Below are 13846 nucleotides of genomic sequence, written 5' to 3' on the forward strand. Positions count from 1 at the left end.
GCTCTTTTTGTTACACAATAAATGGTCAGACATGAATCTTCAACAGTTATATGATGTCATTGTAGTCGGTGGCGGACATGCGGGAACAGAGGCAGCTCTTGCAGCAGCTCGTATGGGCATGCAAACCTTGTTACTCACACATAATATGGACTTGCTCGGTCAGATGTCGTGTAATCCAGCCATTGGCGGAATTGGTAAAGGGCATCTGGTTAAAGAAATTGATGCTCTGGATGGAGCAATGGCCAAGGCTGCTGACAAAGCAGGAATTCAATTCCGCATACTCAATGCGTCCAAGGGACCAGCCGTTCGTGCCACACGAGCTCAGGCTGATCGGGTTCTTTACAGACAAGCAATTCGAGAACAATTACAAAACCAGCCCAATCTGACCCTGTTTCAACAGGCTGTTGACGATTTACTAATTGAAAGCGGGAAAGTTGCCGGTGTGGTAACCCAAATGGGCCTTACCCTACGCGCTCGTGCAGTGGTACTCACCGTAGGGACCTTTTTAGGCGGAAAAATTCATGTTGGAATGAGTCAATACGCAGGTGGTCGTGCAGGTGATCCTCCATCCATTGAGTTAGCAAACAGCCTGCGTGACCTGGAACTTCCTGTTGGTCGTTTGAAAACGGGAACTCCTCCGCGAATAGACCGGCGTTCACTTGATTTCAGTCAGATGACCGTGCAGCCTGGTGACAGTCCATTACCCGTATTTTCCTACATGGGCTCAGTCAGTGATCATCCAGAACAAGTACCTTGCCATATAACACACACTACAGAAGCAACTCATGACATCATTCGTAACAACCTGCATCAATCACCGATGTATGCGGGGGTTATTGAAGGGGTTGGGCCACGGTATTGCCCTTCAATCGAAGACAAGGTAGTTCGCTTTGCTGATAAACTATCCCATCAGATTTTTGTCGAACCAGAAGGATTGACTACCGAAGAAATCTATCCGAATGGCATTTCAACCAGTTTGCCTTTTGAAGTCCAGGTTCAATTTGTAAGAACGATAAAAGGATTTGAAAACGCGCACATTACCCGGCCAGGATATGCCATAGAATATGATTATTTTGATCCCCGTGGACTGACTTCGTTTCTGCAAACCAAAGCAGTACCCAATTTATTTTTTGCAGGACAAATTAATGGCACTACCGGTTATGAGGAAGCAGCAGCTCAAGGAATCATTGCCGGGATGAACGCGGCCCTGCAAGTACAAGGAAAAGATTTGTGGTGTCCACGCCGTGATGAAGCTTATATTGGCGTGCTGATTGACGACCTGGTTACTTGCGGAACTCAAGAGCCCTACAGAATGTTTACCTCTCGAGCAGAGTATCGCTTGCTTCTTCGTGAAGATAATGCAGATTTGCGTTTAACAGCCAAAGGTCGTGAGTTGGGATTGGTCGGTGACGCCCGTTGGGAACGCTTTTCCAGCAAAAGAGAGTCAATTGAAACGACTCAGTCGTTATTGCATGAAACCTGGGTTCGTGTCGGTCATTATGACGCATTAAAAGATATTCTTGATAAACCCATGCAGCATGATAATCGAGCGTCCGAATTTTTAAAACGCCCGGAAATCAATTACCAGCATTTATTAATGCTTCAAGATTTGAACTTGCCTCAATTACCTGCTGATGTTACTGAGCAAATTGAAATTCAAAACAAGTACGCCGGATACATTGAAAGGCAAGAACAGGATATTGAAAAATTACGTAAATACGAACACACAGCGTTACCTGAGCATCTCGATTACACTACTGTTACCGGGCTATCAAGCGAAGTAATGCAAAAATTGGCTAAAATAAAACCCACTTCGTTAGCCCAGGCAGGTCGTATTTCAGGAGTTACTCCTGCTGCTTTGTCGCTCTTATTAGTACATTTGAAAAAAAATCGGCTAAGCGCATGAATGATGATTTAATTCTTAAAGACATACTGGATAATGGACTGAAACAATTTGGTCTAAATACACTGTGTGACCCATTATGGCAGTATTTGCTTTTGTTAAAAAAGTGGAATACAGCATATAATCTGACTGCGGTTCGCGAGCCTGAGGCGATGATCAGCAAACATTTACTAGATAGCCTGGCGATTTTGCCCTGGCTAAAAGGCAACCGTATTCTGGATGTCGGAACTGGCGCAGGATTACCCGGTATTCCTTTGGCTATAGCCAATCCGGATAAGCATTTTGTCCTTCTGGACAGCAATGGGAAAAAAATCCGGTTTTTAACTGAAGTAAAACGCCAACTTGACTTAAAAAATCTGGAAGTTGTACAATTTCGAGTCGAAAACTACCACCCAGCTCAAGGTTTTGATACAGTAACAAGTAGAGCATTCAGCAGCCTGGAACAAATGATTTACTGGACGAAGCACCTTATTGCCAATAATGGAATTTGGCTGGCAATGAAAGGACGATATCCAGATACTGAATTAAACATGATTCACCAAACATACCAAGTCGAGAAGTATACCGTTGACGGTGTTGATGGTGAACGCTGCTGTGTCATTATAGATAACACAACCAAGGAATAATTATGGCGAAAGTCATAGCCATTGCCAATCAAAAAGGTGGAGTGGGTAAAACCACTACTGCCATTAATTTAGCAGCGTCTTTAGCTGCGAATCGTCAGCAAATATTGCTTATTGATTTAGACCCTCAGGGTAACGCCACTATGGGTAGCGGCGTTGATAAAAATCAGTTGGTTCATACCACAAATGATGTATTGTTACATGACTGTCTTGCAGAACAAGCCAGTCTTTCAACGGTCTGTGGTTATGACTTAATCCCGGGTAATGGCGATTTAACCGTAGCTGAAGTCAGCCTGATGGAGCGCAACCATCGAGAAACTTTTTTATATAAAGCCCTGCAACCAATAAAAAGCAATTACGATTTTATACTGATTGATTGCCCACCCGCTTTAAATACATTAACAATAAATGCCTTTGTCGCTGCGGATTCAGTGTTAATTCCCATGCAATGTGAATATTATGCCCTGGAAGGTTTGGCCGCGTTATTATCGACTATTGAACAGGTAAAATCTTCAGTAAATCCTCGTTTACATCTTGAAGGGGTTCTTCGTACGATGTACGACGCTCGAAACCGCTTGTGCGCTGAAGTTTCCAAGCAATTATTAGAGCACTTCCCGGCAAAAATCTATAGGACAGTAATTCCGCGTAATGTTCGACTGGCTGAAGCACCCAGTCACGGATTACCGGCTTTACACTATGATAAATCATCACCAGGCGCGGCAGCATATATGGTGCTTGCCTCTGAAGTGATTAGCAAACAAACCGTAGCAGGCTAATTTGGGGTAATTTATGACAGTAAAACGCAGTAGCTTAGGACGTAACTTATCCGCCTTATTAAGTCAATCTGGCACGACTCTGCTTAATGATAAACCACAAACTGATAACCTTAAATTAGCAGTTAACTGTCTACAGCCTGGAAAATATCAACCTCGTGGGGAAATGGAACAAGCACCACTGCTTGAGTTGGCTGAATCGATAAAAAAGCAGGGCTTATTACAACCTTTATTGGTGCGTGAATTAAGTAATGGCCGCTATGAAATCATTGCTGGAGAACGGCGCTGGCGCGCCAGCCAAATTGCTGGACTTACCGAAGTACCTGTCGTACTGAAGCAGGTTGATGATGAAACCGCTATGGCGATGGCTTTGGTGGAAAACCTGCAACGTGAAGATTTAAATGCCATGGATCAAGCAAGAGCCATGCACCGGCTTACCAGTGAGTTTGCGCTGACCCACCAACAAGTTGCCGATTTACTGTGTAAATCGAGAACCGCAGTCAGTAATTTTCTCCGCCTGCTCTCTCTTTCATCCTCGGTAAAAAAACTACTGGAGCATGGTGATATCGACATGGGACACGCTCGCGCCTTACTCATGCTGGATGAAGAGCAGCAAAGTCAGGTTGCGCAATTAATCATCGCGAAAAATCTATCTGTGCGAGAAACTGAAAAACTGGTCGAGCGAGTTAAAGCAGGAACAATAGAGCAAAAAACAGATGAAGAACCTGCTCCGCTCTATAAAGAAAAAATAAGTGATTTGGCACAACACCTGCAGACTCAAGTCAAGTTAAAACCAGGTAAAGCAGGAAAAGGCTCATTGGTCATTCACTATGAAAACGCCACAACCTTACAAAAAATATTTGAGCAATTGATGAGTTAATGGCATTGCTCAATCGCTCATAGTTCAGATAACGGTATATTCCTGATGGAAAGTCATTTTAGTTCTCGACTTTCCAAATGAATTCATTCAAACCGAAAGAGTCTTAATATTGCCTTAATGATTTAAGATTAAACTTGTCTGGGTAGTAAAACCAAGGTTCTTGCAGGAGTACTTAATGCCTAAAATTCATAATTTTTTCTCAAACACTAAAATTTTTGTTAACCAAAAAACACCAGATCCGAAAAAGAATTTTTTTGAAAATTATTCCGATCATCTCGATTTTATGATCATTCATTTTCAACAAAAATTTATTAAATTAAAGAATATAGACGATCTGGACGTTGCTTTGGAATATATAGGTGACGAGGCCATCAAACGCCTTAAGATGTTTGATCCCCTTCGTGATGGACATGACTATTTTGATGAAGTCGTTGGAGCTACAGGCCTTCCAGCCCTTGGCATCATTGCCTCAATTGCCAGTTTAGGAACCGCAATATGGGAAAGTGCTCAAGCATTAGCCATTGAAATGGGGATTAAACGCAATGATCGTGAAGACCATCTGGATATTGCTGCTGGCTATCTAATTCTCTCAGCTGCAGCAATTATTATCGCTATAGCCAGCTTTGTTAAATCTGCGATAAGTCTAATCACACGACCTTTAGTAACCGCTTTATCTGGATACGCTGAGCAAGATGAAGACCGTTTTCATAATGAAGACGCGCTTATTGGCAAATCCTTTAGATAAGGTATTTGTTTAAAGCATAATCTTTTGAATCATCACCAGACATTACTCGTGCTCGGTTCTTTTTTGAGAGAGCACTAAAACTTGAATTTAGAGTCATTAGTGCCAATGCATTTCCAAAAAGACCATCCGCATTGGCATGTAAGTACTGACTAGCCAGGAAAAACTGTACCTGACCATTTTTAACCTTACAAACAAGCAGCATAAAACCTTTAAATTCATTAATCAATAGATTAGCGTTTCCCATTACAGCCTCCATAACATTCCACGCCAAACTGATTGTTATAATTTATTAATTTTTGAAGGTCCTCTGGATTTTTTCCTTCTTTCAGACTTTTTAATTGGAGCAACTGTCTCTTGATCGCATATAGCCCACGACCAACGGATTTGATCGCAGAACCAGGATGGCTGTGCTAAAACATGGGATCCCACGGTCACAGCCGCGGGAATTCGCATGATATGTGAGTGCATGCAGCATTTCGAAATCCCGCGGCGAAGACCGCGGGAACCATAAAGTAAAACCGGACTGGTTTGTGAAGATGTGTAAAAGATTCAGTTGCTCGCAACCAGGCTAAATTTGCAATTCCACGGTCAACGCCTGAACGTAGGTGAAGGGAGTAATTATCAACAGACTCTGATAATATGATTATTTTCTGCCCATACCTTTTAATTTATCACTAGAAGATAGAATTTCTTCTTCACTTTGTCCGGAGCCCTGCTCTATGACTTTAATGGCAGATTCAACTCGACCACTCATTTCTCCTAATTGTTGGCGGAAGAAATTGATACGCTGAGCAAAATTACCGTGAGACTTTTCTTTACCGTGCTTAGAATTCAATGTCACATTTTCTTGATATGCCGTATCGATGAGTTTATTGATTTTCTCATTAACCGCTTTCATACTCTCTAAAGTATTTGCCGAATTGATTTCTTGTGATAAATCAACCAAACCTTCAGATAATTTTTTGGCTATCTCCTCTCTATCCTTAGTCAGTGTTGAACCTGTAATATAATCTTTTAATTTATATAAAAATTTCATAAATGAAGAGGATTGATAAGCCTCAAGATCCATTTTAGCTGATTGGACTATTAATTTCAGGCGAGCAAGATATGAGTTACACAAATCACCCGCATTGATCTCACGAAAGCGACCAAACTGTTTGCTTTGTGATACATCTATTTTTAAATGTCTTTCAATAATTTTACTGGAAGAAAAAGTTAGTACCTTAACATCAGAGATATCCACGCCTTGTTTTCTGAAATAATCTAACGTTTTATACATGCTATAAAGACTTGGTCTATAATGCCCGCTATGCTCCGTTATGGAAATTAACTTGCCATTTTTAATTTCAATTTCACCGGCTGAAACCACGGGAACTCCTGCGTTCATTGATGAATGAGCAATACCTGTTTTATCATGGTCAATATGTTGAAAAATAGATAATTCACCATTCACATTTAGTGTAAATGCAGCAAATCCTTCCTTGCCATGGGAGATGCTTTTTTGAGTATCAAGTACCTCACCACCAGCGTTATAGAACGCACCTTGTCTAATTACAGCCCTCAGCATGTCACGTTCTTCAGGATTGAAAAATTCCGTTTTTTGAAGGTTTACTCTTCCATGTTTCAATTTTAATTGACCTTTATCCTTTAATTTTGAATTTGGATTAACATCCAATATATCTTTCTTTTGAATTAATTTATCGACTTCTTCAATATGAGTAACGCCTGTTTTTTCGGTTTGTTTTAGATCTGATTTAATTTTTTCACTAAGAACAATTGGAGATTTGCCAGGAATAAAATCAGGATTATCATTTTTACGTAATTCTCTCTCCAACATTAATCTTTCCAAGGTTTCGTTTAAACTTTCCAGGATATCCTGATCTTTTAAATCGAGTACAAAAATCATGTAGTTTTGTGCGATAAGTCTGTCGTCCTCAGTGCGATTATCGTCTTTATAAATTTCCCAGGCGTGATCCAACCGGTGTGCAAGTGTCCCACTCCCATTGTATAAATCTTGTCTTAACTGCTCTTGACGTTCAGTCATTTTTGACATTATATGAGTGAAGGCTTGATAACTTCTTGCTTGCTTATCAGTGATGTGATCCAATTTTATGTTGAATTTTTCTACTAAAACACCTTCTGCTTTTTTTACTCGGTCGTTAGCCTCTTCTTGACTTTCAGTATCTTCATTTCTCGGTGTAATGTATTGAATATAAGCTTCGTCAATCACCTTATTCCTTCGATCAAGGCTCGTTGCTTTACCCAAGCGATTTTGAAAGGATTTCAAGCGACTTCTTGCGCGTACAGTTAACTCATCCTCTCCTTCTTTAAGTTCCCGAACTAAATTAGGTTCGAGTAATTCCTCATGCAATTCTTTTCTTTGTAAAATCGCTGTATTATAGTCAATCGTCTTCTCTACAGCGCGTTCAAAAGCATCATCATTTTCAATCTTGAACAATTGTTCCAATGTAAGAGAATTAAACCCTGGCAAGTTTTTAAATTCATCTTGCACTTCTGGTAGCTCTAAAACACTGATAAATTCATTTAAACTATGGCCGCCATAATAGAACGTCATATAAGATATAAAGGATTTGAAATAATTTCTTAATTGTTCTTCAATCTCATTAGCATCTTTACCTTTTGCTTCATACACGTATTTTTTGTCTCTAAACAATTGAGCCATGGCTCTCACTTGTATTAACATAGTTCCAGAAATGGAGTTAACAAAAGGAGCTACTTTCGTAGCAAATGTTCTATCAGGGATCAGATGTTCTTTCCCATCATCCATATAAGTACTGTTATCTGCTGGCCTACCATAGCGAGCTGGCGTTTCAGAATGCAATTCATCATCTCGTCTTAATGGCATATAGGATCTCATAATGCCCAGAGTGTTGGAACGAACCGTTTGTACATGACCAGTAACAGTGTCTTTTCTGGCTACTCTACCGCGATTTGGCGGGTCAAAAACATAATCTTTTTTAGAATACAAATTAAGAGGATAACGACTATTATTCTTTTTATTATTAACTACTGACATGGCTACCTGAGAACACTGGGCCAGAAGCGTCATTTTATCTTTTCTTTCTTGCAATATCTCTTCTGGTGATTTTTTACCTTTACCTGTTTCAGGTTTTAGAGATTGAAAACTGGTTGGATCTTTTAAAGCAAGAATTCCTTCTCCATATTCCTTTTGTGTCCCGGACAAGTTTTCGATGCTCCTTTTGGTAACGCCATAGACATATTGCAAAAGATATTGTTTTGTGGATTCACCCAGTCTAATAAACATACTCTCAAAATGTCTCTTTAATCTTCTGCTATCTAAGGAATCAAGAGAATCTGATAAGGTTTCGTGACTTAATTGACTTTCAAAATAACGACGAACAGGATCATCATTAATAGCCGCTCTGTCATCAGTTATCTCATAATTTGATAACGTATCGTCTTGAAGCAATTGATCCAGTGTCTCAGCATCTTTGGGAGATCGAACACCAGATAAATAAAGAGATTTAATCTTGTAATAAGTTTCTGTGTTGCTTTCGTCGTTGCGATATTTTTGAGCCAAAATTGTTAGGGCTTGAAATACTGTAATTTTCATAAGGACCACCCGAAAAAGAATAAATATCGATTCCCCAATATAATTATGGTCTATTTTTGTAGTTATTGGTTTATTTATATATTTATTGGGCTGTTTATTTATAGATTATCAAACGCACATTAAGAAATTATTAATGATATTACTTTGTGCAAAAAATTAGTGCAAAAATTGGGGTCTATTGACAATAGCTCCATTAGCCCACGTTCATTGCTTTATGCACTGAACGTAGACTAAGGGTCGAATTAAAAGCAGCTTCATTCTAAGTAATTCATCAGTCAGCTATAAAAACCTTTGTGCCGGAACCAGATGTTCCTCATCTTTATTCGCATCGTTTTGGGTTGGTGAAACTTTATATAACGCATATACAATTAAAACAACAATAGCAACTGAACTCACTAATAATCCCAAAAACATTACGGGATCAACTTCTGTTGTAACAGATAAATTTGGTCCCAAAGTGTTAGCAGCTTGAGCATTTATTTGAGAAAACATTGATGCAGCACCAATTGCCAAATTTCTTTTACTAAAAAATGTTGGGGAATAAGAAGTTGAGGTGCAACCTAAGGTTTCTAAACGATTAAAATGTTCTTGTAAAAAAAACACTTGAGTTGGGATGATTTCTACTATTTGTTGTTGATCGAGCAACCTAAAATCTTGCTCAAGAGCGTCATAGTCATCATTCCAAAAAACCGTGGAGACAATCACGTTTGCTATTGAAGAGGCTGGTTTAATGATGTCATTTTCACGACAACGCCATTCGATTTTATAACCGCCACCATGAAATACAGGCGGCTTTAGTTTAGAAATAGTCCCTCCATGATAAGGGGCTACTAACTGATACATACTTGCAAAAGGCCCCCATTTACTTTGGTCATGGAACTGTTTAATGGAGTCTTCAATACTCAAACCTAAATGTAAACGCAGATGAAGCTGACGTATATCCACTCCAGTTCGAATTTGATACATTTCCGGCGCAACGCCCCCTGGAGCTCGTGCTGCAACTTCCAGAAAAACCAGTTCATTATTCGACGTTTTTTTAAATACCTCTAAATGCGTCACTCCATCAGGAAGTATTGGAAAATGGCTTAATGCTTCCTCAGCAAATTGTTTTAAACGCTTATAGTCTTCTGCACCTGGATTCAGGGTCATTGTTGCCAATGCTTTTCCTGAAAGAGCATCCGCATTGGGATGTAAGTACTGACTAACCAGAGTAAACTGTACCTGACCATTTTTAACCACTGAATCACAGTGAAATAAAGTTCCATCGATAAACTCATCAATTTCATAAACATCGCTACTCTCTGATGCTTTATCACTCCACGCTCTTAATGCTTCAGTATCCTGAATAAACGCTGTATTAAGACTGCCAGCGCTATCAACAGGCTTAGCAAACATTGGAAATCCCAGTAGCTGTTCAATTGATTGCAGGTAGGTTTCAGGATTATGTTTATAGGCTTCAGAATCAAATTCAGTGTAATTTGGTAGTTTAATCCCCTTAGGCCCCAAATGTTTTTTCATCAATAATTTATTACGAAAATTTTGAATAACATCTATACCCGGTCCTTGTATATTAAAGATCTCTCTATAATGATCTCTTAATTGAGCAACGAGCTCTAATTGAAATTCATGTAAGGTAGCTATGTTGGTTTGATCGCCCATTTGATAATATTGAGCAAATATTTTATCCATTTCCTGTTTTGCGTGGACAAACTCAAATTGTTCTAATTCAATAATGGCAGTGAATCTTTTTTTAGCCTGCGTGCTTAGTGAATCAATACTGCCTCTTTCACTAATAAGCACTAAAATTATCTCGGGGTCTTGTTCGTTTATTAGACTATCCCAATCAACCAAAGATAAAGCAGATTTTTGTTGTATGATAAAAGAGATTTTACTCATTAATACTCCATTATACAGATTGTGTTCCGTTATTTAATAACAATATGTCGTCTTTTTAATCAATGGTACGGTGTTGATGAAGCGCACTCGCCCAGTTTAGAAATAACCAGTTTATTAATTCCTTTTTTTTAGATATCCAATAAAAAAATCCAACAGGACAGTTACACAGAACAATTTACAGGATCAAGATGTTTTCTTAAAAAAATTCTATCATGACCGTTTAAATAATTTTTTATAGTCCCGATAGGTTTATAACCTTGCTTAATATAAAACTGTTCCGCTTGAAAGCTAAAAGTATCTAAGGTGGATTCATAGATGTTATGTTTAACCGCCTCTATTTCTACTTGTTTAAGCAACATAGTACCCAGGCCCGCCCCCCTGTGACGTTCATCAACCCAAAGCACATCTACATATACTGATGTGGGAAATGAGTAGACAGTGGCACCTGCAACTATCTCATTGTTCTCATTTTTTGCATAGATGGAAAATCTCTGTGGTTGCCCACCTGCGAATGATTCATTGTATCGGCGTATCCCTTCACTAATCACTCTATTTTGTTTTTCTAGCACCTTGCTGTCAGTAACCAGTTCAAATTGATAAGACATTTATTTTATCCCAAACTATTTATCTTTTATTTTCAATAAGCATATCTCGTTATATGACTCAAATTACTCATAAGATTTTAAGCGCAGTATTTTTTAAAAAACTCGATTAAATTTGAATTTATCTGATTTGTAATATTCTTACCGTCACCAGTTCCTAGAAAAGAATCTGGCGTATTAGAGATATTTTTTAACAAAGACCCGATGATTGTTTGTTTTTGAAGCAATGAATAATCACAAAAACTAAGATGTTTCGAATATGTAATATTTTTGGATGGTCCAATAATAACGAGATGTTCATATGGGCGATTTAGTTTTGCTTTGTAGTTAGTGGCGATATTTTATCATCATCTAATAACATTTCGTGTATGTAAATTTTTGCACCTGGCAGCATTGAATTGTATGCATGCTTGAGAATGTCCTTACAGTACTCTAATGGCCAATCGTGCACGATTTGGCTTAATAATATTCCGTCAAAACCAGTAGGCCAGTGTTCTTCATTGAAAAAATTACCTGGATGAATGGCTATTTTCTCTAATAATTTAGATTCTGATATATATTTTTTAGTTTCATCGCAAACAGCAGGAAGTTCAAAAACTGCGGCTTCACTTTCAGGGTACTCTTGAATAAATGTGATGCTAAAACAACCAGAACCGCCACCGACATCTAAAAGTCTTTTTGTGGATTTAAACAAACCACTCTTAATAGCTCCTACGGATGGTGCCAAAATTGTAGCATGCATTTTTTTTGTAAAATTACTTGCTGCTTCTGATGTAATTGAACCATCCTTCCACATATCAGTGAATGTTTTTCCCTCAAAATGTAATTGATTTGAGCCTGCTCTTATCGCTTCAATAATTTTCTTGTGTTCATCTCGTTTTCGTTGTGCTTCAAGTATTGATCCCCAGTAAAAGGGGCTTTCTGGAAGCAGGTAGGCTTTAGCTGTTGAAGTTAGACTAAACTTATTATTATTTTGATGAAGTAAACCAAAGCAGACTAATGGTCTTTAGCTAATATTTCAATCGATCTACAACTTAAACGTAGTTCTTCAGCTAATTCTATTAGACTTAAGCTCCCAATTATTAAATGCTCAAACAAAGCTAATTCATCTGCAACAGTAAGGATAGGTAGATGATACATCGACATCCATATATCCCACATAAATTTATCTTGTACATCTGGAAGCTTAATTTTATTCATATTTGCTCTAAGTATTGTTCAATAAATTAACGAGCCTGGGGTTAATTCCATAAAGGACTTATGATAGGTAGTCCAGTGCCACTATGGGTTAAAGCGGCTATCGAAGGGATAATGTTTAATGTATCTTTGAATCTTACTAACTCTATCAAAGAATCACAATCTTTTGATTATTAATAATAAAATAAAATTTGTTAAAGCAGATAAATTTTGGCTTATTTAGGTATTATGTGATTCGGTAAAGCTCAATAAATCCAAGAAACATATTACCTGCCTTTGAATGTATAGATGAGTTTGAGCTTAAAATTAATACGGCAGAATTAAATGCTGAGCAAGCCACTGAAATTATAGTGGTAAACCTAAATCTTGACGATGAAGTGAAGTAGATGGCCAATTACATTTTTGATTTTGATGGCACAATAGCCGATAGTTTTTCTTTAGCATGTAGTATTCTGATGAATCATGCGGAATATCTTGGCTGCAAGCAATTAAGCACGGCTGAATTACTTACTTTAAAAGATATGCATGTGCGTGAAGTGCTGAAATATTTGGAAGTGCCGTTTTGGCGGGTAGCGCTATTTGTTAGAAAACTTCGAAAAATAACTCATGAACGTGCTGATGAAATTAATATTTTTCCAGAGTGGCCAATGATTTTAAAGCAACTCAGCTTAAACCATAAAATTGGACTGATAAGTAGTAATTCACATGAAGCAATAGAATTTGTTTTAAGAAAGCATCATATTCTTAACCTGTTTGATTTTATTTATTGCAATAAACCATTATTTGGAAAAAAACGATGTTTAAATAAACTTATCAAACAAAAAGCTTTCAATCCTACAGAGACTTATTACGTAGGTGACGAAGTGAGAGATGTTGAGGCAGCTCAGGCAGTCAAAATAAACTCAATCGCTGTTAGTTGGGGATTTAATTCAAGTGACAGACTCAAACAAGCAAAGCCCAGTCAGTTGATAAGTAATTTTGGTGAGTTAGAAAGCATCGTACTTGACGAATAACATTGGCCAAAATTAACCACTTCCTCCCGCCTTTGAGTTCGGAATATACTTACTAAGGGGAGCCAAGCGCACTAAGGGTTTTGGCAATCAAGCTCGATAAACAATACTTAGCAAGGGACACTGGCGGGACACTAAATAATAACAAGCACTTACAATTGGCAACATGTAACACGGCCAATTTCATTTTAGTAAGTTAATTACCAAAAACCTGGGATAGTACCTTGAGGACTGTCTAATAAATATAAATCACATTCTGTATTTGAACAGTTTTTATTTTCATTTAAAGAAGCTATCCAATTATATTTATCTATAAGACTAAACCCTGCATAGTTTTGTCGAGTGGCATCTGGGAATGTGGGCTCAACAGGTACCATACAAAAACACCCATTAAATTTCATTGCCTGGCTACCGAATAATTGTTTTTTGCCTATGCTGTTTAGGTATCGATCAATGGCTAGGGCAGAGAATTGTTTTGCATCAACGACGCCAAGTTCCGAGGCTTTTAAAGCCCATATAAATGCTTGATAAAAATGATCGGGAGTATCACCATGTTGATAAATTAATGCTGCATGATCGTAATCCTGTCCGACATGAAAACAACCTTCACCAAAAATCTCAC

Annotated in this window: 13 protein-coding genes; 6 read left to right on the plus strand and 7 right to left on the minus strand. The window is 38.2% G+C overall.

Annotated elements, in window-relative coordinates; translation table 11 throughout:
* Positions 1 to 31 precede the first annotated feature (31 nt).
* The 5 genes from mnmG to ELY21_RS08190 all read left to right on the plus strand — a co-directional run bounded on the left by mnmG (position 32) and on the right by ELY21_RS08190 (position 4924).
* Positions 32 to 1906, plus strand: a complete 1875-nt coding sequence (gene mnmG, locus ELY21_RS08170; protein ID WP_127108574.1) for a tRNA uridine-5-carboxymethylaminomethyl(34) synthesis enzyme MnmG — start codon at positions 32 to 34, stop codon at positions 1904 to 1906.
* Positions 1903 to 2529: a 16S rRNA (guanine(527)-N(7))-methyltransferase RsmG gene (rsmG, locus tag ELY21_RS08175; RefSeq protein ID WP_127108576.1), complete on the plus strand. Its 627-nt coding sequence runs from the start codon at positions 1903 to 1905 to the stop codon at positions 2527 to 2529. Before mnmG ends, rsmG begins: the two co-directional genes overlap by 4 nt.
* Positions 2530 to 2531: 2 nt before the next feature.
* Complete coding sequence (locus ELY21_RS08180) at positions 2532 to 3302, plus strand: ParA family protein (RefSeq protein WP_028382812.1); 771 nt, start codon at positions 2532 to 2534, stop codon at positions 3300 to 3302.
* Between the two features lie 13 nt (positions 3303 to 3315).
* Positions 3316 to 4179, plus strand: a complete 864-nt coding sequence (locus tag ELY21_RS08185; RefSeq protein ID WP_127108578.1) for a ParB/RepB/Spo0J family partition protein — start codon at positions 3316 to 3318, stop codon at positions 4177 to 4179.
* Positions 4180 to 4354: 175 nt separating this feature from the next.
* Positions 4355 to 4924, plus strand: coding sequence for a hypothetical protein (locus ELY21_RS08190; protein ID WP_127108579.1), 570 nt, complete (start codon positions 4355 to 4357; stop codon positions 4922 to 4924).
* Here ELY21_RS08190 and ELY21_RS08195 read toward each other — a convergent pair.
* The 6 genes from ELY21_RS08195 to ELY21_RS08220 all read right to left on the minus strand — a co-directional run bounded on the left by ELY21_RS08195 (position 4917) and on the right by ELY21_RS08220 (position 12217).
* Positions 4917 to 5168: a hypothetical protein gene (locus tag ELY21_RS08195; RefSeq protein ID WP_127108580.1), complete on the minus strand. Its 252-nt coding sequence runs from the start codon at positions 5166 to 5168 to the stop codon at positions 4917 to 4919. The two genes, ELY21_RS08190 and ELY21_RS08195, sit on opposite strands and share 8 nt — an antisense overlap.
* A gap of 399 nt (positions 5169 to 5567) precedes the next feature.
* A complete protein-coding gene (locus ELY21_RS08200; protein WP_127108581.1) occupies positions 5568 to 8519 on the minus strand; it encodes a hypothetical protein in 2952 nt (983 codons plus the stop codon).
* 279 nt (positions 8520 to 8798) lie between these two features.
* Positions 8799 to 10415 (minus strand): acetyl-CoA carboxylase biotin carboxylase subunit family protein, encoded by a 1617-nt coding sequence (locus ELY21_RS08205; RefSeq protein ID WP_127108582.1) that lies wholly within the window; start codon positions 10413 to 10415, stop codon positions 8799 to 8801.
* 161 nt (positions 10416 to 10576) lie between these two features.
* Complete coding sequence (locus ELY21_RS08210; RefSeq protein ID WP_127108583.1) at positions 10577 to 11020, minus strand: N-acetyltransferase; 444 nt, start codon at positions 11018 to 11020, stop codon at positions 10577 to 10579.
* 307 nt (positions 11021 to 11327) lie between these two features.
* Positions 11328 to 11948, minus strand: coding sequence for a methyltransferase (locus ELY21_RS08215; RefSeq protein WP_127108584.1), 621 nt, complete (start codon positions 11946 to 11948; stop codon positions 11328 to 11330).
* Between the two features lie 65 nt (positions 11949 to 12013).
* On the minus strand, positions 12014 to 12217 hold the full coding sequence (locus tag ELY21_RS08220; RefSeq protein ID WP_127108585.1) for a hypothetical protein: 204 nt from the start codon (positions 12215 to 12217) through the stop codon (positions 12014 to 12016).
* Positions 12218 to 12600: 383 nt separating this feature from the next.
* Between ELY21_RS08220 and ELY21_RS08225 the strand changes: the two genes are divergently transcribed.
* The gene (locus ELY21_RS08225; protein WP_127108586.1) at positions 12601 to 13227 is read left to right on the plus strand and encodes an HAD-IA family hydrolase; all 627 of its coding nucleotides are present in this window, start codon (positions 12601 to 12603) and stop codon (positions 13225 to 13227) included.
* 197 nt (positions 13228 to 13424) lie between these two features.
* Here the strand turns inward: ELY21_RS08225 and ELY21_RS15595 are convergent.
* The coding region (locus ELY21_RS15595) for a hypothetical protein (RefSeq protein ID WP_199741675.1) at positions 13425 to 13846 on the minus strand (422 nt) is incomplete at its 5' end.

The sequence above is a fragment of the Legionella sp. km535 genome (assembly GCF_003990085.1).
GTDB classification, from domain to species: Bacteria; Pseudomonadota; Gammaproteobacteria; order Legionellales; family Legionellaceae; genus Legionella; species Legionella moravica.

What these genes read in the sequence shown, in the direction of transcription:
- mnmG (WP_127108574.1), top strand. Translation starts at nt 32, where the DNA reads ATGAATCTTCAACAGTTATATGATGTCATTGTAGTCGGTGGCGGACAT.
- rsmG (WP_127108576.1), top strand. Translation starts at nt 1,903, where the DNA reads ATGAATGATGATTTAATTCTTAAAGACATACTGGATAATGGACTGAAA.
- ELY21_RS08180 (WP_028382812.1), top strand. Translation starts at nt 2,532, where the DNA reads ATGGCGAAAGTCATAGCCATTGCCAATCAAAAAGGTGGAGTGGGTAAA.
- ELY21_RS08185 (WP_127108578.1), top strand. Translation starts at nt 3,316, where the DNA reads ATGACAGTAAAACGCAGTAGCTTAGGACGTAACTTATCCGCCTTATTA.
- ELY21_RS08190 (WP_127108579.1), top strand. Translation starts at nt 4,355, where the DNA reads ATGCCTAAAATTCATAATTTTTTCTCAAACACTAAAATTTTTGTTAAC.
- ELY21_RS08195 (WP_127108580.1), bottom strand. Translation starts at nt 5,168, where the DNA reads ATGGGAAACGCTAATCTATTGATTAATGAATTTAAAGGTTTTATGCTG.
- ELY21_RS08200 (WP_127108581.1), bottom strand. Translation starts at nt 8,519, where the DNA reads ATGAAAATTACAGTATTTCAAGCCCTAACAATTTTGGCTCAAAAATAT.
- ELY21_RS08205 (WP_127108582.1), bottom strand. Translation starts at nt 10,415, where the DNA reads ATGAGTAAAATCTCTTTTATCATACAACAAAAATCTGCTTTATCTTTG.
- ELY21_RS08210 (WP_127108583.1), bottom strand. Translation starts at nt 11,020, where the DNA reads ATGTCTTATCAATTTGAACTGGTTACTGACAGCAAGGTGCTAGAAAAA.
- ELY21_RS08220 (WP_127108585.1), bottom strand. Translation starts at nt 12,217, where the DNA reads ATGAATAAAATTAAGCTTCCAGATGTACAAGATAAATTTATGTGGGAT.
- ELY21_RS08225 (WP_127108586.1), top strand. Translation starts at nt 12,601, where the DNA reads ATGGCCAATTACATTTTTGATTTTGATGGCACAATAGCCGATAGTTTT.